The sequence below is a fragment of the Enterococcus alishanensis genome, assembly GCF_019218635.1.
Taxonomy (GTDB): Bacteria; Bacillota; Bacilli; order Lactobacillales; family Enterococcaceae; genus Enterococcus_A; species Enterococcus_A alishanensis.
Map to the genome: position 1 here is coordinate 161,663 of NZ_JAHUZB010000004.1, position 26,246 is coordinate 187,908.

At 34.0% G+C, this 26,246-nt stretch carries 20 protein-coding genes and 3 pseudogenes; 10 read left to right on the forward strand and 13 right to left on the reverse strand.

The window, feature by feature from the left end; all coding sequences use genetic code 11:
* Positions 1-110: 110 nt before the first annotated feature.
* The 4 genes from KUA55_RS11130 to KUA55_RS11145 are packed head-to-tail and all read left to right on the forward strand — an operon-like array spanning position 111 to position 4,810.
* Positions 111-1,556 carry a rhamnulokinase gene (locus KUA55_RS11130; RefSeq protein ID WP_218326358.1) on the forward strand — a complete coding sequence of 482 codons (1,446 nt, stop codon included), beginning with the start codon at positions 111-113 and terminating at the stop codon, positions 1,554-1,556.
* A complete protein-coding gene (locus KUA55_RS11135; RefSeq protein ID WP_218326360.1) occupies positions 1,556-3,337 on the forward strand; it encodes an L-fucose isomerase in 1,782 nt (593 codons plus the stop codon). Before KUA55_RS11130 ends, KUA55_RS11135 begins: the two co-directional genes overlap by 1 nt.
* Positions 3,338-3,358: 21 nt before the next feature.
* Positions 3,359-3,997: an L-fuculose-phosphate aldolase gene (locus tag KUA55_RS11140; protein WP_218326361.1), complete on the forward strand. Its 639-nt coding sequence runs from the start codon at positions 3,359-3,361 to the stop codon at positions 3,995-3,997.
* Between the two features lie 54 nt (positions 3,998-4,051).
* Complete coding sequence (locus tag KUA55_RS11145; protein WP_218326363.1) at positions 4,052-4,810, forward strand: DeoR/GlpR family DNA-binding transcription regulator; 759 nt, start codon at positions 4,052-4,054, stop codon at positions 4,808-4,810.
* 575 nt (positions 4,811-5,385) lie between these two features.
* On the opposite strand, the gene KUA55_RS11150 is transcribed toward KUA55_RS11145, so the two are convergent.
* The 4 genes from KUA55_RS11150 to KUA55_RS11165 all read right to left on the reverse strand — a co-directional run bounded on the left by KUA55_RS11150 (position 5,386) and on the right by KUA55_RS11165 (position 12,444).
* Positions 5,386-8,292: a glycoside hydrolase family 3 C-terminal domain-containing protein gene (locus KUA55_RS11150; protein WP_218326364.1), complete on the reverse strand. Its 2,907-nt coding sequence runs from the start codon at positions 8,290-8,292 to the stop codon at positions 5,386-5,388.
* Positions 8,293-8,508: 216 nt separating this feature from the next.
* Complete coding sequence (locus KUA55_RS11155) at positions 8,509-9,519, reverse strand: glycosyltransferase (RefSeq protein ID WP_218326366.1); 1,011 nt, start codon at positions 9,517-9,519, stop codon at positions 8,509-8,511.
* A gap of 8 nt (positions 9,520-9,527) precedes the next feature.
* Positions 9,528-10,037 (reverse strand): GtrA family protein, encoded by a 510-nt coding sequence (locus KUA55_RS11160; RefSeq protein WP_218326367.1) that lies wholly within the window; start codon positions 10,035-10,037, stop codon positions 9,528-9,530.
* 4 nt (positions 10,038-10,041) lie between these two features.
* Positions 10,042-12,444 carry a beta-glucosidase family protein gene (locus tag KUA55_RS11165; RefSeq protein ID WP_218326368.1) on the reverse strand — a complete coding sequence of 801 codons (2,403 nt, stop codon included), beginning with the start codon at positions 12,442-12,444 and terminating at the stop codon, positions 10,042-10,044.
* Between the two features lie 195 nt (positions 12,445-12,639).
* Between KUA55_RS11165 and KUA55_RS11170 the strand changes: the two genes are divergently transcribed.
* The 4 genes from KUA55_RS11170 to KUA55_RS11185 all read left to right on the forward strand — a co-directional run bounded on the left by KUA55_RS11170 (position 12,640) and on the right by KUA55_RS11185 (position 17,732).
* Positions 12,640-13,347: a LytR/AlgR family response regulator transcription factor gene (locus KUA55_RS11170; protein WP_218326369.1), complete on the forward strand. Its 708-nt coding sequence runs from the start codon at positions 12,640-12,642 to the stop codon at positions 13,345-13,347.
* Positions 13,347-14,666, forward strand: a complete 1,320-nt coding sequence (locus KUA55_RS11175; protein ID WP_246601492.1) for a sensor histidine kinase — start codon at positions 13,347-13,349, stop codon at positions 14,664-14,666. The genes KUA55_RS11170 and KUA55_RS11175 overlap by 1 nt, the downstream gene beginning before the upstream one ends.
* Positions 14,667-15,794, forward strand: a complete 1,128-nt coding sequence (gene glf, locus KUA55_RS11180) for a UDP-galactopyranose mutase (RefSeq protein WP_218326372.1) — start codon at positions 14,667-14,669, stop codon at positions 15,792-15,794.
* A 1,203-nt stretch (positions 15,795-16,997) separates the two neighbouring features.
* The gene (locus KUA55_RS11185) at positions 16,998-17,732 is read left to right on the forward strand and encodes a tyrosine-protein phosphatase (protein WP_218326373.1); all 735 of its coding nucleotides are present in this window, start codon (positions 16,998-17,000) and stop codon (positions 17,730-17,732) included.
* A gap of 41 nt (positions 17,733-17,773) precedes the next feature.
* Here KUA55_RS11185 and KUA55_RS11190 read toward each other — a convergent pair whose 3' ends face one another.
* Positions 17,774-18,463 carry an MgtC/SapB family protein gene (locus KUA55_RS11190; protein WP_218326375.1) on the reverse strand — a complete coding sequence of 230 codons (690 nt, stop codon included), beginning with the start codon at positions 18,461-18,463 and terminating at the stop codon, positions 17,774-17,776.
* Positions 18,464-18,786: 323 nt separating this feature from the next.
* Between KUA55_RS11190 and KUA55_RS11195 the strand changes: the two genes are divergently transcribed.
* Positions 18,787-20,394 carry a DHA2 family efflux MFS transporter permease subunit gene (locus tag KUA55_RS11195; RefSeq protein ID WP_218326377.1) on the forward strand — a complete coding sequence of 536 codons (1,608 nt, stop codon included), beginning with the start codon at positions 18,787-18,789 and terminating at the stop codon, positions 20,392-20,394.
* Positions 20,395-21,572: 1,178 nt separating this feature from the next.
* On the opposite strand, the gene KUA55_RS11200 is transcribed toward KUA55_RS11195, so the two are convergent.
* Together KUA55_RS11200 and KUA55_RS11205 are read right to left on the reverse strand one after the other, a co-directional pair.
* Positions 21,573-22,091 carry a GNAT family N-acetyltransferase gene (locus KUA55_RS11200; RefSeq protein WP_218326378.1) on the reverse strand — a complete coding sequence of 173 codons (519 nt, stop codon included), beginning with the start codon at positions 22,089-22,091 and terminating at the stop codon, positions 21,573-21,575.
* Positions 22,092-22,384: 293 nt separating this feature from the next.
* A pseudogene (locus KUA55_RS11205) lies at positions 22,385-22,680 on the reverse strand (hypothetical protein).
* Positions 22,681-22,864: 184 nt separating this feature from the next.
* Here KUA55_RS11205 and KUA55_RS18535 point away from each other — a divergent pair.
* The gene (locus KUA55_RS18535) at positions 22,865-23,023 is read left to right on the forward strand and encodes a type II toxin-antitoxin system PemK/MazF family toxin (RefSeq protein WP_218326380.1); all 159 of its coding nucleotides are present in this window, start codon (positions 22,865-22,867) and stop codon (positions 23,021-23,023) included.
* 47 nt (positions 23,024-23,070) lie between these two features.
* Here KUA55_RS18535 and KUA55_RS18745 read toward each other — a convergent pair whose 3' ends face one another.
* From KUA55_RS18745 to KUA55_RS11225, 6 genes and pseudogenes are all read right to left on the reverse strand, one after another.
* Positions 23,071-23,271, reverse strand: coding sequence for a transposase (locus tag KUA55_RS18745; protein WP_425514615.1), 201 nt, complete (start codon positions 23,269-23,271; stop codon positions 23,071-23,073).
* 40 nt (positions 23,272-23,311) lie between these two features.
* Positions 23,312-23,485: pseudogene (locus tag KUA55_RS18750) on the reverse strand (transposase); the annotation flags it as partial.
* Positions 23,482-23,711: pseudogene (locus KUA55_RS18755) on the reverse strand (transposase); the annotation flags it as partial. The pseudogenes KUA55_RS18750 and KUA55_RS18755, both read right to left, overlap by 4 nt.
* On the reverse strand, positions 23,705-23,956 hold the full coding sequence (locus tag KUA55_RS18760) for a hypothetical protein (protein ID WP_425514616.1): 252 nt from the start codon (positions 23,954-23,956) through the stop codon (positions 23,705-23,707). The gene KUA55_RS18760 and the pseudogene KUA55_RS18755, both read right to left, overlap by 7 nt.
* A 261-nt stretch (positions 23,957-24,217) precedes the next feature.
* Entirely contained in the window at positions 24,218-24,922 is a 705-nt protein-coding gene (locus tag KUA55_RS11220; protein ID WP_246601493.1) for a YoaK family protein, read from the reverse strand.
* Between the two features lie 67 nt (positions 24,923-24,989).
* Positions 24,990-26,240, reverse strand: a complete 1,251-nt coding sequence (locus tag KUA55_RS11225) for an oxalate decarboxylase family bicupin (RefSeq protein WP_281419028.1) — start codon at positions 26,238-26,240, stop codon at positions 24,990-24,992.
* Positions 26,241-26,246: the final 6 nt, after the last annotated feature.

Genomic DNA, 26,246 nt, shown 5'->3' on the forward strand with positions numbered 1-26,246 from the left:
AGTTTGTTGGCAATTCTTCAAAAAATACGCCATCTAAAAAAATGGAAGCGTTCTAATGTATGATTATTATTGAAATATGGATTATGTAATTAGATTGGGAGGTATATGAAATGTCCACAGTTTTATCCTTTGATTTAGGTGCAACAAGTGGCCGAGGTGTGGTTTTTTCTTTAAATAATGGAAAACTTACAGAAGAAAAAATTTATAGATTTAAAGACTATCAATTAATCGATTCTACAAAAAATCAAATTTATTGGAATATAGATAAAATTATATCTGAAATCAAACAAATCATCGTTCTTGCTTCAACTGAATATTCTATTGAAAGCATTGGATTTGATACTTGGGGATGTGATTTTGGTTTATTAGATGAAAACGGAAATCTCTTAATGCTTCCTTTATGTTATCAAACCATGTTACAAGCTGAGTATTTACATTATGGTATGTCCTTACCTAACGTGTTTCAAGAACGAACAGGGATCGCTAATGCATCTATTAATACCAGTTCACAGCTACTCTTTTTAAAAGATTTTTATCCTGAAGTTTTAAAGAAAGCTAACCACCTTTTAATGATGCCTGATTTAATTCAGTATCTATTAACCGGTGCAATTTGGACAGAATCATCAATCGCTTCAACAAGTCAGCTATTTGATATAGATAAGCATCAGTGGGCATTAGATTTGATAGAACTATTAGGCGTCTCTACTTCTTTATTTTCAACAATTGTTCTGCCTTACACTCAAATCGGAGAAATCGAATTAAACAATAAAAAAATATTGGTTCACTCAGTCATGGAACATGATACAGCTAGTGCTATTTTTGCGTTACCTTCAAATGATCATTCTTGTTTCTTTTTATCTTCAGGAACATGGTCTGTACTAGGAGAAAAATCAGAAAGGGGTATTTTGGTAAATCAACCACTTAATTCTGATTACTCTTATGAACAAGCCGGTGATGGAAAAATATTAAAACTGAAAAATTTGCTAGGTATGTGGTTTATTGAAGAAGCATTAAATTTTGTTAATCAATCTCAATCAATAACCATCCAACAAATTCAAGAAATGTTAATTAACTGCAGTCCCATTGATTTTTTCTTTGATAATCAAAATTCTGATTTGATAAATCAGGAACAATTCGTGGAAAAATTAAAAAAATATGGAGAATTCCATCAGTTTCCATCTATCGATGAACCACACCAAATTTTTCTGATTATTTATCAAAATCTAGCTTTTAAATATGCTACTGTCTTAGAAAATTTAGCTCAATCCACGCCATTAAGTACTCTTTTTTTATTTGGTGGTGGCGGTAAATCAAAATTTTTGAATCAATTGACTGCTGATTTAATTCAATCACCCATAGCTGTCTGTTATTCTGAAAATTCCGCATTAGGAAACGCATTGGCCCAATTTTTAGCCATTGAAACAATTCAAAATCGTGTTGAATTAGTAAGCATTGTCAATGAAAATTATCCCCCTATTTATTTTTATCCGGAAAAATCAGAAGAGTTCAATAATAGTTATAACCAATATAAACAATTTATGAGGAGGAACTACTAATGAATTATCCTAAAATCGGTATTAGACCTGCAATCGATGGTAGACAAGGAGGTGTCCGAGAATCACTAGAACAACAAACTATGGAGATGGCACTCAAAGCGAAAAAGTTAATAGAATCATCACTTTATTATATGGATGGATCACCGGTAGAATGTATCGTTCCAGATATCACAATTGGAGGCTATGCTGACGCTAGCAAAGTAGATGATTCTTTTGCACAGCAGGATGTTATTGCAACTTTAACTGTCTCACCCTGTTGGTGTTACGGTACTGAAACGATTGATTTACGACCAGGTACTTTTAAAGCTATTTGGGGGTTCAACGGAACCGAAAGACCCGGGGCTGTATACTTAGCAGCTGCAATGAGCGGCTATGCTCAAAAAGGAATTCCTGCGTACAAAATTTATGGTAAAGAAGTTCAAGACAACGATGATCAAGCTATTCCAGAAGATGTTAAAGAAAAAATATTACTATTTGCTCGTGCTAGCATTGCTGCTGGGGAAATGAAAAATAAATCTTACGTTAACATTGGTTCTTCTTCAATGGGGATTGCCGGAAGTCAGATTAATCAAGAATTCTTTGAAAAATATTTAGGTATGCACATTGAGTATGTTGATATGACAGAAATCTTACGTCGCATCGAATTGGAAATTTTTGACCCTAACGAATACAAAGTTATTCGAGAGTGGATTGACACTAAATGTCAAGAAGGGATTGATATTAATGAAGGGAAAGAATTTCCGAAAATAATTACTAAATCCCGCTATATTTCTGATAATGATCAGTGGGATTTTATTGCAAAGCAAACCTTAATCGTTCGTGATATTTTATTTGGCAACCCTAAGTTAGCTCAATTAGGATGGTTAGAAGAAGCTAAAGGAAGAAATGCTATTTCGGGAGGCTTTCAAGGTCAACGCCAATGGACAGATTGGTTACCTAATGGCGACTTTATGGAATCAATCTTAACTAGCACATTTGACTGGAACGGACCAAAACAACCGATTTCTTTTGCTACAGAAAACGACACTTGTAATGCTGCTGCTATGCTCTTTGGTTCTCTTCTAACGAATAAAGCACCAATATTTTCTGATGTCAGAACCTACTGGAGCACTGAATCAATTAAACGAATCACAGGTTATGATTTGACCGGTAAAGCTCAGAATGGATTAATTCATCTATTAAATTCAGGTGCTAGTGCTTTGGATGGTAGTGGTGGCAGTCTTGATGAAAATGGACAACCAACTATGAAAGAATTTTGGAATATGACCGAAGAAGACATTGATAGCTGTCTTAGTAAAACTAAATGGTGTCGAGCTAATTATGAATACTTCAGAGGTGGCGGCTTTTCAAGTCAATATCATTTACAAGCTGAACTACCTTTGACTTTGATTCGGTTGAATATTATTGATGGGGTTGGACCAACCCTACAGATTGCTGAAGGTTATTCTTGTGAATTACCAGTACATGTTCACGATATTTTGAATAAACGGACCGACGAGACTTGGCCAACACTTTGGTTTGCTCCAAACCTAGGTGAAACTGGTTTTGAAGATGTTTATACAATGATGAATAATTGGGGAAGCAACCATGGTGCTAGTGTTCATGGACATATCGGCGCAGAATTATTAACTTTAGCTAGTATGTTACGAATCCCAGTGTCTCTTCACAATGTCCCAAGTAAAAAAATATTTAGACCGCATGTCTTTTCTGGGTTTGGAACAAAAGACACAGAGTCTTCAGATTTCAAAGCCTGTCAAACTTTTGGACCATTTTATAAATAATATTGAGAAAGAAGGATCTCCATGTATTCATCACAAAAACAAGAACTGATTGATTACGGAAATAAATTAATTTCAGATGGCTATACTTTAGGAACAGGAGGAAATCTAAGCTCTTTTATTCGTCAAGACAATCTAATGCTTATCACACCATCAGGAATACCTTTCGATAAAATTGAACTTAAAGATATAGTTACTATGGAACTTAATGGCACTATCGTTGAAGGAACACGACTACCATCAAGTGAGTGGCGCATGCATAGCATAATGTATGAGAAACGTGATGATTTAAATTGTATTATTCATGGTCACACTATTTATTCAACTGCTTTAGCCTTACTTGGAAAACCACTTCCAGCCTCTCACTATATGATTGCTACCGCTGGGAAAAATGTACGCTGTGCCAGATATGCGTCATTTGGAACTGAAGAATTGGCGATTAATGCTTTTGAAGCAATGAAAGATAGAAAAGCTGTTTTATTAGCAAACCACGGAGTTCTCACAGGTGGAAAAACAATGGCAGAAGCCTTCGCGGTCCTAGAGGAGTTAGAATATTGCTCAAAAGTTCATATCATTGCGTCAACTGTGGGAATTCCTACAGTTATGACTGATGATGAGATGGCAAACATGGCGATCCGTTTTGAAACCTACGGACAAAAATAACAGCCCTATGGTACACTTAAATCATTCATTGTCAGTGATTGAGGAGGTACATTTATGAGTGATTCTAGAAGAGATCAGATAGTAAATTTATTGAAAAAATATAAGAAATTAGATAATTACGAACTCGAAAAAATGTTATTTTGTTCATACTCTACTTTAAGACGAGAACTACTTATTCTTGAAAAGGAAGGAGTTATTCGCCGATACCGCGGAGGAGTTGTTTTAGAAGTGGAACAAAATCATGTTATTTCCACTAATTACCGAGAAAATGTCATGATCTCTGAAAAAGAAAAAATAGCTGAAATAGCTAGCACTTTTATTGGTCCCGGAATGAGTATTTTTATTGATTCAAGCTCTACCGTTAAAAGATTACTTCCATATTTAGCAAATACTCCAAAACTAGTTGTTATAACAAATGGTCTCAAAATTGCATATGAATTTTCCCATGTTTGTACAGAAGATTCTAAAATTTTTATGATTGCTGGTGAAGTGATTAAAGATGCCGAGAGTGTCGTTGGTGATTATGGCAACTCATTTCTAGAGTTATTTCAAATAGATTTATGTATCTTCAGTTCTACTGGTATCGATTCATTTGGTATCTACGAGGCTAATTTTGCGCAAGCATTAGTCAAAAAAAAGGCTATGGCTATGGGCGGTAAAAGTTTACTGTTAGCAGATTACACTAAATTTGGAAAAAAACACGCTTATAAATTTTCAGACTGGGCTTCTTTTGAATATGTCATTACTGATCAGCAACCCGATGATAAATATCTAGCTATTGCTAAAAAATACGATACAGAAATTTTATATTAAATATATTTTTTTGAATTTTATTTGTAAATTTCAAAGAAAATGATCTTCTAAAAATGCTATATTATATATGCTATGACATCAATGAAAATAGGTTTATCATTAACTTCTTTTAGTTATACATTAAATACAAAAGGAACCTCTACTGAAAATAGTAGAGGTTCTTTTTTTCATTATTTAGCCAATGAAGTTTCCGCTGGATCAGCCAAATTTAAAGCTTAATAGTACTCGGTAAAACATAAACGATAGACTTTAAATCAGGTTTTTAATAAATTAAGGACACTCAACTCAAAATACATCTAACTCAAAAAATAAAACTAATGGGACTTTTTTTGCCACTTTAAAATTTGTCGATTTATGGAACAGATCCACTGATTAGATCCTCTACATATTCAACTCGCTGTGTTCATCTCTATTGAAATATTTAAAGTAAACAAGCTTCACTTTTTTTAAATGAGTGTGTATCAAAAAGTGCGCTTCCTTTTTTCAGGAAACGCACTTTCTCCGTATTTTTCATCATAAACTATTCATTTATGCCTCTAAAAAATTACCGACTTTGGAAACAAATATATTGTATTCTAAGCCTTCTTCTTAATTCGTTTTACATATAGTAGAACAATCAAACCTTGTATGATTAGAATAACTGCACCAACCGCAATGTCGATGTTTCGAACTGTTTGTTCCCAAGGAAGTAATTGGTTTTCAGTCTGCCCATCAGAGTATGAACGACTATTTACAACAGTGTACAAAACATTATGAACAGCTGTCCGCATTGCTGAAACGGAAGTTGCGCTTGTTGTATCTTCTAAAGTTGCACCATTCTCACCAGTTGTTGAAAGCATGGTATCATTCCCGTTACGAATAGCAATATCAGCTTCCATGTAGCCATATCCGCCAAAATAGTCAGTGGAAACAAATCCATCAAAGCCCCATTCATCACGTAGCACAGTGTTCATTAGATCTGAGTTAGCTCCAGCCCATTTATTACCAATGTAGTTAAAAGCTGACATTGCAGCAGTTGCGCCACCTTCTTTAACAGCCATTTCAAATGGTTTTAAATAGATTTCACGGATTGCTTGTTCTCTCGACCAAGTTAACAATAAGTCTGTTCGATTAGTTTCTTGGTCGTTCAAAGCAAAATGTTTCATGTAAGAATAAACACCTTGTGTATTTGCACCGGCAATTTCATTGGCAGCCATAAAGCCTGACATTACAGCATCTTCTGAATAATACTCAAAGTTTCGACCTGCAAAAGCGCTTCGGTGGATATTCATTGCAGGACCATACCACCCTGAAATACCTAATTCACTGGCTTCAGTTCCTACTGCAGTTCCTCGTTGATTAGCTAAATCCTTATTCCAAGTTGCAGCAATCATCACGGCCGTTGGAAAAGCTGATCCGTTTGTTGCGACAAAGAAACTACTTATTCCAGCTGGACCATCAAAATCATAAGTTTGTGCCTTGCCTACTGAATCAGCAGAAACAGTTTGGTAGCCAGCATAACTAATGACGTTACTCATATCATCAATTGTTAATTGATCCAGTAAATCATTCCAAGAATCATCATCATAATCTACACCGACATAATCTGACAAGGTAGCGCCATTATCCGCACCAGTTGTTGGCATTTCTGCATCACTGTCATCGGTTAATTCGTAATTACTAGAGTTCATCAAACCATTACTTTCTGCCTCTGTCAGAGCTCGAGATTCAGGAACTGCTGTCGCTGTCTCATAGTTGGCAAAATCGTCTGCTCGACTAAGATAAGTTACTTCGCCTTCTGCATAATCGAATTGATTCGTGGCAACAATCTCATCGGTTGAGCGTTTGTTTGATTCATCAAACATAATTGTTGCTCCTAAGGTATAGTTTTGCTCAGCTAACACTGTATGAGAATCAGCTTTTAATTGAATTGCGTACTGACCTTCTTCCAGAACATAAGCACCTGTCCCTGTAGAATCGTAGCTAGCCATATCTTCTTGATTAAAAGTAATTGTTAAGGTTTGGCTTTGACCAGGTTCTAGAGTGTCAGTTTTTTCAAAAGCAATCAAGTTCGTGCTTGCTTTTTCAATGCCACCATTCGTATAAGGTGGTGTGAAATAACTCTGTACGACATCTTTACCAGCAACATCACCAACATTTGTGACAGTTACATCAAAGGACATTTTACCATCATTAGCGACTGTAACTGGAGTCATTTCTTGGGTGAAGTTTGTATAACTCAGACCATATCCAAATGGATATTGTACAGCTGCGTCATAACTTTCATCATTTGCTTCGTAATAAGTTTCATAGAACTTATAACCAACATAGATATCTTCAACATAATTAATATAGGTGTAATCGCTATCTTCATATTGATAATCACCGAAGTTGTTCCAAGTAGGCGTTGCTGTTAAATCATAAGCATAAGTATCTACAGTTTTTCCAGAAGGATTAACATCACCATTTAAAATTGATCCCAACGCATTGAATCCAGTTGTTCCAGGACCTGCCATCCAAAGGGCGCCTCTGATATTTTCATAATCGTTTAACCAACCCAACTCCATTGAGTTTGCTGAATTAATTACAACTACTACATTTTCAAAATTATTCGTTACAAGATCAACCATATCTCTTTCAGTTTGTGATAATTCTAAGAAATGTTGACCATCAGTGAAATCACCCTCATTACCATCATAAGTGATTCCTTTAGCATTCATGTCTGTCGGTAAATCGGCACCTTCGCCTCCGACACGACCAATTACAACAACGGCAGTATCAGAAAAATCTTTGGCATTTTGCATTAATTTGTCAGAATAGGATTTTGCAGTCGGTTCTGGTAATGTCCAATCCTGCTCCCACATACCAACTTCTGGACGATCACTACGATAATCAGTGTAGAAATCAGAAAGCTCAGTATTTAGATTAAAGCCACCATTTTCTATACCGTTTAACAAGTTAACTGCACTACTCGTATCAACATTCCCTGAACCAGTTCCACCATAGACTGGATTAGTAGAGGCCCAGCCAAAGACATTTAAATTTTTTGTATCTGTCCCTAAAGGTAGGTAATTATCAGTATTTTTTAGTAGAACCGTTCCTTCATCTGCGATTTCATTTGTTAGTGCGGCACTATCGTCAAGCGTAGCAGCACTGATTTCATTTAGTTTTGCATAGTTCAAATTAAACAAACTAGCCATCGGACCAAAAACTACCACATTTATAGTGATAGCAACCGCTACCAATAAGGCAATAACAGATTCTGCCTTTAGCCAAAACTTAAAAGTTCGACTTCTTTTACGGAATACAATTAAAGCAATAATAATTACAACTAGTAAAATTGCAGTTGGTATAAAATAAACTGAAACGGTTTCAATTGTGGCATATACATCTTCCATATTCAACGTACCATCTTGACTCAGTTTGTTGAGAAAGAATGCCCCTCCGCCAACAATCCCCAAAACAATCACAATGGGAATAATTATTTTTAAATACTTCTTCATATGAATCCTCCTTAAATTGTTTTAACCCCTTAAACTACAACCCTAGCTTTGTAAGGGGTTTCTTACTTTTTTAGTATACCTTTCGAATTTCAAAAAATATATTTATGCTGCATAATCTGTCATTTATTCTACATAACTTGAACAGGCTTTCATTTTATTTTTAAAGCGTCACAAAAAATCAGTTGAAATCTAAAATGACTTCAACTGAACGTAATTTTAATTAAATCCATAAATTCGTTGTGCCATATGGTAAACGCCGACTGTCGTCTTGCGACCCACCTTACCAGGCAAATGCAGGCCTATTCCTAGAAGCCCGAGACGCAGACGATAATACAAATGCGTATCCTGGCTACGGATAAATTGCCATAGCTCTTTTTTCTTCTCCAAACTTTCTGATGAACCTTCTTTAATCAACAAAATCGATGAAACTGCTGTAATAATTTCTAGATAACGTCGCATATAAGTCAGCACATTATCCTCTGTTCCTTGTGTATCAGAATAATAGGCAATCATCGTTTTATTTATTGCAATTTGTTGATCGATACGGCTAATCATAACTTTTTCATTCACCGATTGATCCTCTCGTCCAATGAAGTAACGATAGAAATCAACATCTAAATAATACATGTTCTCCACGATTGGTAACGGCTCGAAAATATAAAGGTTGTCCACATAAAAAGAATGTTGCGGCAATTGAATGTGCGATTCTTTCAATACTTCCAAGCGATAAATGACAGAATGCATCAACAAATATTTACCAAAAGGAAATTTCACATCTTGCCAAGTAAATGCTTTGTCCGTTGGTAAAAAACGGCGATAGTTCATGACCTTTTTATTTTTTTGACCTTGCTTTTCATAAACATAATTACTTATCAACATATCAATCTCTAAGTCGTCTGCTTTAGTTTCTAAAAAATTTAAAATTTCTCGATAAGATTGGACATCCACCCAGTCATCGCTATCGACAATTTTCGTAAATTTCCCTGTCGCGATTTGTAACCCAGAATTAATCGCTTGTCCGTGGCCACCATTTTTTTGATGAACAACTTTCACTTGAGTTGGAAAATTTTCCAAATAATGATCAGCAATTTGAGGGGTATTGTCTCTAGATCCATCATTCACAAGAATAATTTCCACCAATTCCCCACCAAGCAAAAGAGAATTGATACAGCGTTCCATGTATTCTGCCGAGTTATAACAAGGAACGATTATACTTAAAATTTTCATGTTTACTATCATTCCTTTTTCATAATTACAAATTTCATCATAGGATAGTTTATCACAACCTGAATGACAATATTAACAGCATTTGCAATTGTAGCAGCCCAACCCCCAACATAAGGAGTCAAAATCGATATGATGTATGGTGGCAACCAAATCGAAATCAAACCTGCCACCACTACTGTTAAAACATACCAAGGCAACACTTTAGCAATTTTTACGTTGGCTGAGAACACAACTTTTCGCTGTACGATGAAATTGACAATTTGGGCACATATATAAGCGAGTAAAAAGCTTAAAAATCCACCCAGTCCACCTTGATCAATACCGTAATTAAAAATGAACCAGTTAAAACTGCGATTAGCAAAGCTGGTAAATAAAAAGCCAGTACCAATCCACAGAACGATAAAGTTAGTGATTGTTGCAACGTTACTCATAATATTAAATAGAATAAACTCAAATAAATCGGGATGATTCTGTTTGAATTTTTTTAATACACCGGTTGCTTGATTTTTTTCAGCCATCTACTCACTCCTGTTCCAATATATTAATCTTTTGTTCTTTACGGTTGCGGAAAAAGCTGGTAATCAAACCACCCACGCCTTTGAAAAAATGGCCATTAACTGCTAATAAAATTTTCTCAACCATTTCCATACTAACCATTCCATTAGTCATCTTAGCTATTGCTCTGAAAGGCATGTTATAGATAAACAGGATATTCAAATCCGGTTCCCCTTTAGCCTCACTTTTTTTCAACATACTATGCAAACGACCATAAACAAAACGACCAATCCAACTTTTCGCATATTTTAATTCTGAAATGACATTGTTCTCATGTAACACCATCTGATTTTCTTGTGATTCTCGCGGTAAAGCTCTGCCATACAGCTCTTCAAAATCCGATAATGTAATTTTTTCGAAAGAATGTTTTTGATAATTCTCGTGATTATGGTTCCTCACTTCAACACCAGCAACTGTCACACTTCCCTGCAATTCAATTGAAGCGACATTTTTTCCAACGTAAATTTGATATTCCCCCGCCTCAGTTTGCCAATTTTTTTCATCGACATCATAGTAGCGGAAGGTTTTATCATCAAAACCAATCGTTATCGTACGACTTTCTCCCGCTTGCAAGGCAATCTTCTTAAAGCCTTTCAACTCCTTGACTGGACGAATCAGCTGACTATCTTTTTTACCAACGTATAGTTGAACAATTTCTTCACCCTCAACATCACCTGTATTCGTAATTGTCATCTCAATAGATGTATCATTCACTTTTAGATCAGAATAATCAAAAGTCGTATAGCTAAGACCGAAACCAAAAGGAAACCTAACTGCTTTTTTTGCAGCTTCATAGTAACGGTAACCAACAAAAAGACTTTCCTGATAATATGAGTAACGGCTAGTGGCCGGAAAGTTTTCACCGAAGTAAACATCTCCATAAGTCATAGGATAACTTTCATTTAATTTCCCGCTAGGATTGTAATGCCCACAAATAACTTCCAGCATGGCACTCGCACCAGCTTGCCCAGATAAATAGCCATGTAAAATGCCGTCAACTTGATCCACCCACGGCATTTCAATAGCCGAACCAGCGGACAAGATTACCACAACTTTCGTATCAAGAGCTGCCAACTTTTCAATCAATTGCTGTTGACTATTAGGCATGCTAAGACTACTTCGATCCATGCCTTCACTTTCAAAAATTTCATCTAAACCAACATACAATAAAACAACATCACTTTTTTCTGCTAATGACAAAGCTGCTGCTTCCAATTCTGGTTGAGTAACGCCACCACGGGTATAACCTTGCGCGTAGCCGACCACGTCCAACGGATAACCATCAATGACGGACATTGTTGATTCCAAGTTTTTAGGATTGACTACTGATGATCCAGCCCCTTGATAGCGCGGATTTTGAGCGAAATCACCAATGACTGCTACCTTTTGATTGTTGGCAAGAGGCAAGACATTGTCATTTTTTAATAAAACGACACTACGCATTGCTGCTTCTTTGGCAACCTTATGATGATGATCCCAATCAATCGTCACGTTATCATTTTTTCCAGCGGTCGATTGGAAAATCACATCAATTAACTCATCTACTCGCTCATCAAGTACTGCTTCATCAAGTTGTCCGTTCTTGACAGCACGATAAATTTCTAACGGCCCTGTCATTGCTTGTCCAGGCATTGCTAAATGACTACCATTTTTCACGCCTGCTACATGGTTATTATCACCACCCCAGTCGGAAACTACAAAGCCGTCAAAATGCCAATCTTTTCTTAATATATCTTGAAGAAGTTCAGAATTTTCATTAGCGTAAACATCGTTAATCAAATTGTAAGAACTCATAATCGATTTTGGTTGTCCTTCTTTTACCGCAATTTCAAAATTAGTCAGATAAATTTCCCGTAATGTTCGTTCATCAACAATCGAATCTGAGGCCATTCTTCTATTTTCTTGACTATTAACTGCTAAATGCTTCGGACTTGCGATCGTACCATTTGTTTGAATACCACGAATGCTAGCCGCTGCCAACTTTCCAGCTAAATAAGGGTCTTCACTATAATATTCAAAATTCCGGCCGCATTTAGGATTACGCTTAATATTTAAACCCGGTCCCAGAACCACCTGCACATCTAAAGCTTGTGCCTCTTCACCTAAACAATAACCAACTTCTGTTAAAATCTTCTCATCCCAACTATTGGCCAAAGTCGCTGCTGTCGGAAAACAAGTTGCTGGTACGCTTTCATTTAAGCCTAAGTGATCGGAGCTACCTAGCTGTTTACGCAAACCATGAGGCCCGTCAGATAAAAACATTGATGGGATTAGACCTTTGATATCTTGAGTCTCCCACGTATTTTTGCCGGACATCATTGCTGCCTTTTGACCTAAATTCAACTGCTTTACAATATTTTCATGTTTCATAAGTTCCCCCACCTTTATTCTTCCATGCTTCTTAAAAATACTCTAACAACAAAGTAAGCGTTCGCAAACCTAAATTACATAACCTGATAAAATTACAGCATAACTTGTCGCTGAAAAAAATTTAAACAGATTTTATTTGATATTTATCCGCCTTCTTCTATAATAAGGAAGTATTTAAAGAAACGGAGGCCTGAAATGAAAATCGCAATTGTTGAAGATAGCCCAGAGGCCAGTCAAACCCTTGCTCGTTTAATCACGAATTTTTGTAATGAACAAGATATCTCGTTAGAATTAATCCAATTTAGTGATGGCATTGAAATTGTGGATAATTATCAAGGCAATTATGATGTGATTTACTTTGATGTAGAAATGCCGATTATGGACGGTATGACCGCTGCAAAAAAAATTCGCAAGGTAGATACTAATGTCATCATTATTTTTTTGACAAATTATGTTCAATGGGCCATTGAAGGTTATGCAGTGGAGGCGGCTGACTTTTTATTAAAGCCCATCACCCGATTTAATTTTCAAGAACATTTTAAACGAGTGCTAGAACGTCTGAATCAAAGTCCTAAAGAAAGCTATACCTTAAAAACGAACAGTGGCATTCGGAAAATCTTTCTAGATGATTTATTTTTTGTTGAAAGCGAGGGGCATTATTTGCATTTCCACAGTGTCTCTGGTGATTATACTGTGTTGGATTCGATGAAAAATGTTGAAAATCAATTAAAAGACAAAGACTTTTTCCGTTCTAATAATGGTTATTTGGTCAACTTGAAACACGTCAAATCGATTGATGGCAATATACTGTACCTGGATAAATATGAATTAATTATCAGTCGGCCCCGCAAAAAAGATTTTATGCAGGCTTTAACCAACTATTTAGGAGCTGATATGAATTGATGAATGATATTTTTCCAAATATTCCCCGTATTTATACAGCAATTTCTGAGTGGCTTGCCTGTATCGCTCTCATAATGGCCATCGTACCAGAAAAACGACAAAACTTTTTTTATTTAAAGGCTATTGCCTTGCTCATTGGTCAAATTTGTCTGCAACTTTGGGTAGGTACTTGGCCTTTGTTTTTTTGGATTCCTGGTATGATTATCAATGTCTGTTGGATGCTTTTAACCTTTATGGTATTGGTTAATCAAAGAGCCCTCAGTAACCTATACAATGTCAGCAAGGCTTTCATCTTCGCTGAATTTATTGCATCCTTGACTTGGCAGCTTTATTGTTATTTATTTTATAATCGCTTTGAAGAAATCATCCCATTACAGATTGCATTTATGCTGATTAGCTACTTGTTACTAGCCTGGATCTATTTTGCAATTGAAAAAAAGAGCAACCACCAACTGTTACTGAAAAATATCCAACCCAAAGATACGTTGGAAGTTATTTTGACAGCTGTCATAATTTTTACTATGAGTAATATCGGCTTTATTCTTTCAAGTACAAACTTTGCGATTGGGGATTCTGTTGCAATTTTTATTTTTCGTAGCTTGATTAATCTTTGTGGGATTTTTATGATTTACATTCAAGAAAACTCTCGTTATGAAAATAACCTGCGACAAGAATTAACTGCGATAAACAATGTCTTTCAGTCTCAATATGAACAATATGAAGCCTATCGTGAAAGTAATCAGATTATCAATCGGAAATTTCACGATCTCAAACACCAGCTCTCGATTATTGAAATGGAGCCAGACGAAAACAAACGTCTTAGCTATGTCAATCAACTCAAAGAAGATATTGAAAAATATCAAACCAATATTAAAACAGGCAATCCAATTATTGATGTGATTGTCACACGAAAAAATATTTATTGTATTGAAAATCAAATCACTTTCACCTGTATTGTTGATGGTGCTCTGTTAAGCTTTATGAATACGATGGATTTAGTCAGTCTACTAGGAAATACTTTAGACAATGCGATTGAGTCCACCTTGGCTTTAGCAAGTACAGAAAAACGCTTGATTAATTTACGCGTATCCAAAAAAGCTAATTTTGTCATGTATAGTCTAGAAAATTATTCAGAGACGCCCCTTCATTTTGAAGATGGTCTGCCACAAACTACTAAAGAAGATCAGCGATATCACGGCTACGGATTAAAAAGCAGCGCATATATTGCTGAAAAGTATAATGGCAGTTTGACTGTGAAATTGGAGGACAACTGGTTTAAATTAAATGTTTTGATTCCTTTACAAAAGAAAGGTATTTAAATGAAAATCAACCAAAAAAATTATGATTACTTGATTGTCGGCGCTGGTCTATTTGGTGCAATTTTTGCCTATGAAGCGGCGCTAAGAAATAAACGCTCGTTAGTTATCGAAAAACGCCCGCAAATTGGAGGAAACTTAGCGACACACCAAGAGCATGGCATTAATGTCCATGATTATGGTGCCCATATTTTTCACACGAATAGCTTAGAAATTTGGCAGTACATTAATCAATTTTCAGAGTTCAATAATTATATCAATCAAGTCATCGCTAACTATCAAGGCCAATTGTATAATCTACCTTTTAATATGAATACTTTTTATCAAATGTGGGGAGTGAAAACGCCAGCAGAAGCGCAAGCTAAAATTGCTCAACAAAAAAAAGCTGCCGGTCTGACTGGCTCCCCTAAAAACCTTGAGGAGCAGGCCATTAGCCTGATTGGTACTGACATCTATCAAAAACTAATCAAAGGCTACACGCAAAAACAATGGGGCAAAGATCCTAAAGAACTCCCAAGTTTTATCATTCGGCGCCTGCCGACTCGTTTTACCTTTGACAATAATTATTTTGATCATCGCTATCAAGGAATTCCTGTTAGTGGTTACACGACAATTTTTGAAAAATTACTGGCAAGCGAACTCATTGATGTTCAATTGAACACTGATTTTTTTGCGGATAAATCAACTTATTTAGCTGAATTTCCTAAAACCATTTATACAGGAATGATTGATGCTTTTTTTGATTTTGAATATGGTCCTTTAGAATATCGCTCACTGCGATTTGAAACAGTTGCAGAGCCTACCGCAAATTTTCAAGGCAATGCTGTGATTAATTACACTGACAGCAAAACGCCTTACACTCGCAGCATGGAATGGCGCCATTTTGATGGTCAGGGGGAAGATAATATCACTTTAATTACCAAAGAGTTTCCTCAAGATTGGGATGAAACAAAAGAGGCCTATTATCCGATTAATGATGAAAAAAATAATCAACTTTTCAAACAGTACCGCGCCAAAGCCAAACAACTGCCACAAGTAATTTTTGGTGGACGCTTGGGTAATTATAAATATTACGATATGGACCAAGTAATCAGCGCCGCCTTACATGTGGTGCAAAAAGAATTTAATTGATACAAAAATACCCACCGACTTTTAAGGCACAGCTCAAAAGTCAGTGAGTATTTTAAAATTTGTACTATTTTTTTACGACATTAAAGAGTATAACTCTATAAAAAAAGTCCACCAAAATTAGTGGGTGTAGCGATCAAAAAAGTTAGACTTTTTGGGAGTGGAGAAATCCACTCCATTTTTCTGTGCTTTTATTGATGACTTTAGATAGCTTTTATTGTCACTTCCCTATATTCACTGGACTCAGCCAATTTAGTTTTCCCTTCATAAGCTCATAATTATAGTAATCAATTTCTTATTTCAATTTCTCAAAGCTGTGCTATTCTCTTACATTATAGATTTTTTGCTTTATTAGACTAAAGAAATTCTCAATGATTGAATTTTCTAAACAAATTTTTTTACGGGACTTATTTTGGAAAATCTTATGTTCTTTTAATTTGTAAGTATAGACGTTCATATGGTAGGCTCATCCAAGGTTCGATACTAGATGCTGTTTTCCATCACGTAGATTACCTCTTATAAATCCTCCTTGATTACCAATATATTCAGCATCCCTGAAATTCGATAAGAGACAATCTTGCTGTTGTATCTGTCGTGATTTTTTGATAACACACATCTGTGTATAAAGCATTGATGAATTCGATTTTCCCCGATGAGACTGATAACGGTAAGTTTTCCTCATGGATGAGTGGACTTCAATCTCCAGCTTTCGAATCAAGGGTTGAACTTTCTTCTTGTATACATGGAACCCACGATTTTACAATCCCTTTATCTGAGATTGCTCGAGCGGTGCTTTCCTTCATCATAATTAACCGTGAAAAATTACCCAAATTTGAGTAATAAACTCTAAAAAATAAAGTTTCTAACCCTCGTTCTTCTGCTTCAGCGTATGGCTATAAAACACACCTAGTCACAACCTAAAATTTTTTTATAAAATATTTCTTCTTTGTAATCGTTATTATTAATAACAATATATCTCATTTATTTGAGTCTAATTCGTTTACAACATAATAACCACCTTATCAAACGTTCCAAAGGATTCAGTAAAATAAAATTTTTTGGAAAATAGAAAGTGTTACTAATGGGCATACTAACAGTAATCTGAATTGAAAAAATATAAGCAACAGAAAATTATGTCTTAAAAATTTCTTATTTGATAAAAAAATTGTACAATAAAGCCATTAATAAAATTGGAGGATACATTTTATGATAACAAATTTTAGAGATATTGGTGATATAACTACGCAATTAGGAAAATTAGAAAGCGGACTATTTTTCAGGAGTGGAGAACTCACGGAACTAAATGAATCTGATATAAATTTTTTAAAAAATAAATGCGGAATAAAAAAAGTCTATGATTTTAGAAGTGCCGATGAAATAAAGAAAAATCCAGATTTAAAAATTAATGGTATAGAAATAAGCAATATTGATATTTTAGCCTCTATTACAGCTAACGGTGCTTCTTTAGAAGGTATGCTAAGTAATTCTGATATTCATAAATCTATGTTAGAAACTTATACCGAGATTGTAACAAGTCAGTCAGCGTTAAATGGTTACTCAAAATTTCTAACAGAAGTTTTACAAACAAAACAGCCTATATTATTTCACTGTTTTGCGGGAAAAGATAGAACAGGATTCGCCGCTGCTTTGATATTAAAAATTTCAGGTGCCTCTGATGAACAAATTATGAAGGACTATTTGAAAACAAATGAATCTCGAAAGATTGCTAATCAGTCAATTCTCAATTCATTAGATGGCAAGTTGTCTGCTTCTCAAATAGATGACTTAAAGGTTGCTTTAGTTGTAGATTCTTCTTACTTAGAACATGCGAAGGAAATATTAATTAAACAGTTTGGAAGTTTGGATAATTACTTAACATCTGGTCTTAAATTGCAGGATGATTATATTGAACAATTTCAAAAAATTTATATACAAAAATAAACAAAATACTCGATGTGTGAGAGGCTTGTCGTAAGAGCCTCCTACACATCGAGTATTTCTATTGAGCTGATATCATCTATTCGTGCTAAATCAATAATAAGGTGATGCATGTCTGTGACATGACGAGGTTTGATGGTGTACATATTAGTATAGTATTTCCTATCTTCATTTGTGTATACTTTTGTTGTTAAATTTTTAACAGTTATTTGGTTATTTTTAAAATATTCTGTAATCATTTTTTCTGTCTCCACTGATGAAATAGTTATGGCTAAATTTTTTAAAGATTGAAAGGGAATGATTTTGTTAAAAGTTGCTAAGATAACTACCACTAATAATGAACTAAATAAAGCTAGCAGGTAGTATCGTAATCCTACAGCGATCCCTATAGCAGCAGTTACCCACAAAGAAGAGGCTGTCGACAAACCTTTTACTCTTTTTTGAGAGACAATAATTGTTCCAGCACCTAAAAAACCAATACCACTAACTATTTGAGCAATGATTTTGCTAGAATCAGCACTGATGATTCCCTTTAATTCAGGGTTAGTGATCACTGCTTGAGCAGTAGCTTCAGATAATTCTTTAGATATGATAGTCAAAATGACTGCACCCAAACAAACTAAATTATAAGTTCTCATTCCTGCAGGACTACTTTTGGTTTCTCTATTATAACCAATCATAGAAGATACAAGTATACTAAATAATAAGGGTTCTAAAATATTAATTAAATTCATCATTTACCTCACAAATATATTTTTGTTGAAACGGTAGTAATTAATTTAGAAAAATCATGCGATAGTTAACAGAGACCTATATGTTTTACTATTAGATCCTATGTGATTAACCTAAAAATAGCCATTAATTTATAATTCATTTTTTTATTTTTTTTAAAAAAATGGATATAGTTTTTTTATGACAATTATACTCTTTTTTGATGACACTTGTTGACAAATTTAAGTTATTTAAAAATAGAAATATTTTTATTTGATTAGTCTTTTACAGGTAATGCGGTAATCTGAAAGCACATTATATTATCAAATTAAAAAAGAGGTGCAAAATGTTAAATGTAACAAATACTTATACTAAAACTGTTAAACACAAATGGTGGGTTTTAACAATATTAGCGTTATCCGTATCATTAGTTATTATTGACGGCACAATTGTGAATGTATCATTACCAGTCATAATGAAGGATTTGAAATTATCCTTTACAAATGCCGAATGGATTATTACTCTGTATTCTCTGCTTTTTTCTTCATTGCTCATTACCATGGGGCGACTTGCAGATAACTTTGGTCGGAAAAAAATATTAATTATAGGAATTATAATTTTTCTGTTCGGATCAATATTGGCAAGCTTCTCAAAAGATATTACTTTTATGCTAACTGCTAGAGCGATACAAGGAGTCGGTGGAGCATCTATTTTACCAACAACCTTATCAGTTGTAAATTCATTGTTTTTTGGAAAGGATAGAACTGTTGCCTTTGCAGTATGGGGATCAGTAATTGCTGGTATGGCAGCAATCGGTCCATTATTAGGTGGGTATTTGACAACTTACTTATCTTGGCACTGGATTTTTTGGATTAATTTTCCAATTGGTGTTTTCATCATTATTTCAGCATTAAAATATTTACCCGAAACTTATGGTGAAAAAATAGTAGGAAAATTTGATTTTATCGGTTTTTTACTTTCTACGATAAGTTTAATTTCTTTTGTATTCGGAGTTATAGAAGGTCGTACATACGGCTGGTGGCATGCCAATAATGGCTATCCAACGTTCTTTAATTTATCCATTATACCTATATTAATTGCCATTGGTATATTAGTATTTTCATTATTTATAGTATGGGAATCGCGTCTGAACAAACAAAATAAATCTCATTTACTAGATGTATCACTATTTAAGTTTAAAAGTTTTTCATTAGGAAATATTATTGCTGGTATCGTTGCTATCGGAGAATCTGGACTCTTATTTTTATTACCATTATTCTTGCAAAATATTTTAGTACTTAGTCCAATAAAGTCTGGAATTATACTTTCAGTGATGGGATTAGGAGCTTTCTTAGCAGGTGGTATGGCTACATTTATTGTTGAAAAAACATCAGCATCTTTTGTTGTATCTCTTGGTTTATTTTTAGAAACTTTAGGATTTTTTGGCTTTTTCAAAACTGTAAATCCCAATAATAGTTTAGCCTGGATTGTTATCTGGCTTATTATTTACGGTATAGGACTTGGATTTGCTTCAGCCCAGTTAACATCCATTGTATTAAAGGATGTCCCACCTATTCAGTCAGGACAGGGATCAAGTATTCAATCCACTACACGACAAATTGGATCTGCATTAGGTGTTGCTATTATCGGAACAATATTTAATTCAAAACTACAAAATGACATTCCCCATACTCTTGATGGTTTAGGAATATCAGCAAAAATGCAGCATTCATTGGAATCAAGTGTGATAAATAGTGCAGGATCAGCTATTCATGCATTAAAAGTATCCAATCCAAAGATATTGAACATAACAGAAACTATGCGAAATAATATGGTTGTAAAATTAGATATTAACTTTACAAATAGTTTAGTAAAAACAATAGGTATTTCATCTATTGTTATACTGATTAGTTTCTTTCTAACATTTGGACTATACAAACAAAAAAATAACTAAAAATTGATTTGCTTATCTTTTGACAGTTGTTAAGGACAATATCGACAATGTTGTAACCTTGAAAAATACTTTTCTCAGCTTGTCTCATTTCTTATAATTCTTAGGAAATGGTAGCAAAGGTGGGGAGCTACTGTCAAAAGTTGAGCTAATTTTTTTATTACATTTATGAGTAGTCCATTTCCATCTAATCCTGATCTTGATTCATTAGTGCTAACATTTCTTTGTGTATGGTTTTTTATTTTTTGCTTGCATATTATGACCATCGAACATTTATGAGGGTATGCCATAACCCCAAAAATTATTTGGCCTCCATATTTGATAATTTCATCTGAATACATATCCAATATTATTTTTTTTCATATAATCCCTGATTTTTTTACCGTTTCATAAAATATAATAAAAACTAGGAATTAAGCAATAAAATTGTTCAATAGTTTGGAAAATACTAGTACATAATTTCACTGACTTGATATTTTTTCTTCTACATATATTATAAAAATCCTTTCACAAAGGAAGTGTCTATTTGATAAAGCGTGATTTAAGAGATATGGTCATTTTTATTCCTTTCATCTGTTGCTTTTTTCTACTGATTTTAGCAGCTGATAAAACAGGAAAGGTTGGCATTATTGGAACAATCATCACATTATTTATAAATCCTGAGAATTATGAAATACGATATAATAAAAAAATTAATCAAAAGTTGAAACTCAGAATTTTTTACCTCAAAGAATTAATGTTAAGTTTTTTCTGTAGCTATTATATCGTTTATATTATCAATCATATTCGTTTAAAAAAAGAAATTACATGGCCAGTCAATGTATTTATATCAGCTACAATTTTTTCATTCATGTGGATTTATGTTCGTATTATAGTTCCTCACATAATCAATTACTTCAATAATAATTTTGAATAGTATTTTTACAGCCTTTACAAGAAGAATTTTTTTTTATAAAAATAAAAAAGTGACACCTCATTTGAAATTATAGTTACATAATTGTTAAATTACTAAGAGATAATTAATTTATCTTTTGGTACACTCATAGATTGCATTTTTAGAAATAAAGAAAAGAGTGCGTAAAAGACATATTCAAAAAACAGAAGTATTACTTGATAATATTCTTTTATTAACTATTTATTTTTTCAACTTATATTGCTTTCACCAATGACAGTTTTATAGACTATAACATCAGCCCCATCACATATAAATCATAGTACTTACCTTCTATTATAGTAGTATTTTCGAGCTTACCTTCTATTTTAAATCCGAATTTTTTATATAGTTTTACGGCTTTTTTATTATCTACACGGGTATCTAGTTGAATTTTGGTAGTCACACCATTAGACTTTGCCCAAGTTAATAGCTGGTAAATAATTTCCTTTCCAATACCTATGCTTTGGAATTTTTCTGTTACCACTATACCAAGTTCACCGCAATGTTTTGATTTAACTTTATTTCCAGAACTCACCGTTCCGATACCTATTATTTTTCCATTTATGAGTGCTAAAAGTATCGTAGAATTTATCTGGTGATTTGTATTAATGATTAATTCTTTTACTTCTTTCACATTTAAAGGATACTCATTTTCTTCAAAACTTAAATACGTCGTTTCACCACCAACTAAATTATAAAAATCAACGATATTTTTTGCATCGTCCTCAGTAGGATTTCTGTAAGTAACTTTGATTTCTGTGTCCATATCTTTATACTCCTTAAAATTAATATTCTTACCCTAAACACATTATATAGTATCTAATGAGCTAAAATTCAAAGAAATCAATGTTATCAGAGAAATTATAGTTTTTTTGTCTTTTTTTACATTAAACAGCTTACTCTATACTTTAGAATGATTTCTCACTTTTTATTTTTATTGTATATTTACATTGTCGGAAGTTTGGATAACCATAGAAGTTCCTTGATTTTTTTCTATAAAAGTCTTTCCAAATTCATAAGTACTATAAAAAGGTGGAACAGCATGGTAATTTAAAGTTCCTAGCTCCTAACAGCTACATCTCTATCTTGCTGTGTGATATCAATATATCGCAAGACCGCCCTCTGTGAAGGATGTTTTAATAAAGATTGAATAATCTCTTTTTTTATTCCTTGTTTACATAATAAATAACTGAAGGACTTTCTAATAGACCGAGAACCAATATTTTTTAAGTGGATTGTTTCAGTTCTTAAACAACAATTTGACCACGAGAAATTCCTAAAACATCAAATGACTTTAATTGACGTAAATCAGAAATTCTATACTCAGTATTTATGCCAATATAAAGTAATAAAATATTTCGTTCTCCCTATTGATTGCTAAGCGAAAATTTTTTCATATCCTCTCTTTTTTTCTCGAATAGATGAAATAGTCTTTATTTTACCAACTCCTGCCAACGTTACTTAACTACATTACATTCAGTAATATGTAATGTTAAAAGTTAATCTAAAAAAGATGGTTCTATTAAATTAATTCAGAAAGTGGAAAATCCTTTTGCATCATCCAATACTGGAGATATTATTTGGATAAATCCTAAAGTAGGTTCAACGGAAGAAAACAAAAAAAGACGACCTGGATTAGTCATCTCAAATAATCAATTTAATCAATCCACATTATTGGTGGTGATTTGCTATCGTTAAACTAGGTACAACAAGATTTACCCTAAGAAACTGCAGCGTGAGCAGCTTTAAGTGAAGAAGGAAGCACCATAGAATTTTTTCATATCTCTGCACACTTCTTTATAGTCTTTACTTGGAATATAGCGTAATGTATTTCGAACAAGATGAACCATACAAAGTTGAACAACCACTAAAGGGAAAATCGTTTTTGTGCCTTTTTCGAGGCCAGAAACACCATCCATGGAGATAAAAAAAGACGTCTTCAACATCACGTGATTTTAGTTCATCAAATACTTGCATCCAGCGATTTTTCGACTCAGTTTGATGTAGCCATAAACCTAAAATATCTTTATTACCGTTCAAATCGTAACCAAGGTTTGTATAGACTGCAGATTTCTTTGCTTCGTAGTTTTCTCGTAAAGTGACGTACATACAATCGACAAATAAAAGGCGTAACATTTGGCTAATAGGCGCGCTTGTCATTCCTCTAATTCGGGAAGAAGTGCATCTGTAATATCAGAGATCACTTCGTGAGAGATATCAAACCTATAGGTGTCCTGAATCGTCGTGGCAATATCTCGTTGACTCATTCCACGAGGGTACATAGAAAGAAATTTTTCTTCAATGTCGGAGACATACGGTTTCTTTTAGGGACTAGCTCAGGATCAAAAGAAGCATCTCGATCTCTGGGAACATCAATATTTACTTCATCAAAACTTGTTTTGAGTGTTTTATTCCCATAACCATTCCAACGATTTTCATGTTCCTTAAGCTCTTTAGAATGGAATTTATACCTAGATGATTGTTTAGTTCTCCCTGTAGCATTTTTTCAAACAACGAACCAAATACGCCTTTCAAGACATCTTGCGTATCTTTTACAAATTCTGGCTGGTAAGTATTAAGACTGGATTCAGCTAACTTCACCGATTCAGAATTTCTTTTCTTATTAGACATTTTGTAATCACCTCTTCATCTTACTTCAGAAAAAGAAAAACCGTGAAGCAACCCATATCTAGAATAACGGTTACTCACACGGTTTTTTTACACTCTTAGTTTTCCATAATAATAAGAAACGACTTTACTATTAAAAATTTCAGTTTAAATGGTTAAATACATAAGGAATTGTCAAATCCATTAATAATTTTTCCCTGTTACTTTTAAAAAAACGAAAAGAAAATCCTCTTCGGTTATTAATTTTGATCTACTCTTTAAATATTAACCTTGTGGGTTAACAGATATAGCTTGGTTAGTTTTAGATTCTATATTCTTACCTAAAGTATATATTACCAATAGAACAATAATCGGTAGAAATAAAGCTTTATCATTGAAATTACTTGTCAATAATGTTCCCGCAAAACCTCCAAATCCAAAGCCTACCAAAATGCTAAAGTACAGAAAAGCTTTATGTGCAGCTCCAGATTGGTTAAAAAATGATTTCATTAAAAAGCTAAAAGCATTTTGTACAACCAAAGTTACTGCAACATTTCCATAAACTAAATCTTTACCAAACTTATGGAAAGCATTTCCTTGCATTCCTGCTAATAAAGAGATAATCATACAAATATGAACGGTTTGTAATTGCGAATTTATAAAGTTTAATGACAATAAGAATAAAACAATAACTTCTATAATAATGACATTGAACGACCAGTTTTTAGGGCTATCTTTTTGAATGATTGCTGTGATTGCAGCTCCGATACCAAAAGCTAGTACTGTTAACGCCACAGTAAAAAAATGTGACCAATCTTTCTCCGCCAATGATTGACCTAATAAAATAATATTTCCTGATTGTACTGTACTAAATGCTTTTCCTATAAAATAAGTATATCCACTCATACTTCCAGCTGCTACAGCTAAGAAAAAAGCAATCATGGGAAACTCCATATATGGTTCTCCACTTTTAATTTCTTTATTCATCATTATTTAAACATCTCTTTTCATTATATTAAAATCCCCTTCAATCATAGAATCAAAGAGGATATTGAATTTAAAAAATATCTGTTGCGTTTAATCCTGATTTCATTTTATTAATGGAATCTTTACTAGGATTTTTTAAAGCTTCATCAATCTTATCTTGATCAAACCAAATAACTGGAGAAGGAGATTCTTCTTGTGGTAAGCTTTCGACAAAATCTTTAGTGAGATTTAGATGGTCTGCTACTATTTGAGATGGGATCGTAGCTAACCATTTATTTAAAGAAATATCTGAATAATCAGGATTTTTAAATACTTCAATAAAAATTAGCTTTTCACTACCAATATTTTGGACATAATGACCAGCCACCATGGGTACATACCCAGCATCGCCTGCATGATAATCAAATGTTCTTGCTAATGAATTAGAATTAAATACAGTCATGCGCGCATCGCCTTGAATATAATATTGCCATTCAGCAGCTTTAGGATGCCAGTGTAATTCCCGCATACCACCAGGCTCAACTTCAACAATTGCAGCAGATATAGTTGGAGAGCCAGGAAATACTTTCGAATCAACAATCCACACACGTCCTGCTTCTGATTCAATTGGATCCAATGTATCAATATGGAAGGTCAAAGGGTTTGGGACCTCTCCATTTTTATTTGGACGAGAGACCTCATCAATAGCTTTTGGTACATCTGCTCTAAAAATATATTTTTGTTTATCCGGTAAGCTTTCCAGTTCAGATTGTTTCTTTTTAAAATTAGCTGCAACAATTTCAGGTGGTGTATGAGCTAACCAGTCTGTAATTAGTAACGTATTATTTTCAGAGAAATCAGGCTCGCTAAAAACTAATAAAAATTCACAACCTTCATCTAAACCTTGAATAGAATGTGCAACACCAGCTTCAAAATTCCAAATATCTCCAGCCTTTACATCATCAATATAAGTCTTACCATTCTCATCAATAGCTGTTACGCGGGCATTTCCATATAACATCAATCCCCATTCAGCTTCTTTATGCCAGTGCATTTCACGATAGGCACCAGGCGCCAAACTCATATTAACTCCTGCGACCTTATCAGATGCAGGCATTTCTCGGTTGGTAACTTCTCGTGCCCAACCACCATCTTCCAGTCGATTACGAACATCGTTATAACTAAAACGCATATTAGGCAATGTTCCGTGATCAGTTGCAGGGGGAATTAAAAAATCAGGTCCTTCAATATCCCTTTGAATGTCTCGAGGGCCAAAATCTAGCCATCCCTTTCCATCTTTTTTACGAATTGGTTGTGGTGCATTATTTTCTTTTTTCATCATAAAAAC

What these genes read in the sequence shown, in the direction of transcription:
- KUA55_RS11150 (WP_218326364.1), bottom strand. Translation starts at nt 8,292, where the DNA reads ATGAAGAAGTATTTAAAAATAATTATTCCCATTGTGATTGTTTTGGGG.
- KUA55_RS11160 (WP_218326367.1), bottom strand. Translation starts at nt 10,037, where the DNA reads ATGGCTGAAAAAAATCAAGCAACCGGTGTATTAAAAAAATTCAAACAG.
- KUA55_RS11135 (WP_218326360.1), top strand. Translation starts at nt 1,556, where the DNA reads ATGAATTATCCTAAAATCGGTATTAGACCTGCAATCGATGGTAGACAA.
- glf (WP_218326372.1), top strand. Translation starts at nt 14,667, where the DNA reads ATGAAAATCAACCAAAAAAATTATGATTACTTGATTGTCGGCGCTGGT.
- KUA55_RS11225 (WP_281419028.1), bottom strand. Translation starts at nt 26,240, where the DNA reads ATGATGAAAAAAGAAAATAATGCACCACAACCAATTCGTAAAAAAGAT.
- KUA55_RS11140 (WP_218326361.1), top strand. Translation starts at nt 3,359, where the DNA reads ATGTATTCATCACAAAAACAAGAACTGATTGATTACGGAAATAAATTA.
- KUA55_RS11175 (WP_246601492.1), top strand. Translation starts at nt 13,347, where the DNA reads ATGAATGATATTTTTCCAAATATTCCCCGTATTTATACAGCAATTTCT.
- KUA55_RS11145 (WP_218326363.1), top strand. Translation starts at nt 4,052, where the DNA reads ATGAGTGATTCTAGAAGAGATCAGATAGTAAATTTATTGAAAAAATAT.
- KUA55_RS11195 (WP_218326377.1), top strand. Translation starts at nt 18,787, where the DNA reads ATGTTAAATGTAACAAATACTTATACTAAAACTGTTAAACACAAATGG.
- KUA55_RS11200 (WP_218326378.1), bottom strand. Translation starts at nt 22,091, where the DNA reads ATGGACACAGAAATCAAAGTTACTTACAGAAATCCTACTGAGGACGAT.
- KUA55_RS18760 (WP_425514616.1), bottom strand. Translation starts at nt 23,956, where the DNA reads ATGTCTAATAAGAAAAGAAATTCTGAATCGGTGAAGTTAGCTGAATCC.
- KUA55_RS18745 (WP_425514615.1), bottom strand. Translation starts at nt 23,271, where the DNA reads ATGTTGAAGACGTCTTTTTTTATCTCCATGGATGGTGTTTCTGGCCTC.
- KUA55_RS11130 (WP_218326358.1), top strand. Translation starts at nt 111, where the DNA reads ATGTCCACAGTTTTATCCTTTGATTTAGGTGCAACAAGTGGCCGAGGT.
- KUA55_RS11170 (WP_218326369.1), top strand. Translation starts at nt 12,640, where the DNA reads ATGAAAATCGCAATTGTTGAAGATAGCCCAGAGGCCAGTCAAACCCTT.
- KUA55_RS11190 (WP_218326375.1), bottom strand. Translation starts at nt 18,463, where the DNA reads ATGAATTTAATTAATATTTTAGAACCCTTATTATTTAGTATACTTGTA.
- KUA55_RS11220 (WP_246601493.1), bottom strand. Translation starts at nt 24,922, where the DNA reads ATGATGAATAAAGAAATTAAAAGTGGAGAACCATATATGGAGTTTCCC.
- KUA55_RS11155 (WP_218326366.1), bottom strand. Translation starts at nt 9,519, where the DNA reads ATGAAAATTTTAAGTATAATCGTTCCTTGTTATAACTCGGCAGAATAC.
- KUA55_RS11165 (WP_218326368.1), bottom strand. Translation starts at nt 12,444, where the DNA reads ATGAAACATGAAAATATTGTAAAGCAGTTGAATTTAGGTCAAAAGGCA.
- KUA55_RS11185 (WP_218326373.1), top strand. Translation starts at nt 16,998, where the DNA reads ATGATAACAAATTTTAGAGATATTGGTGATATAACTACGCAATTAGGA.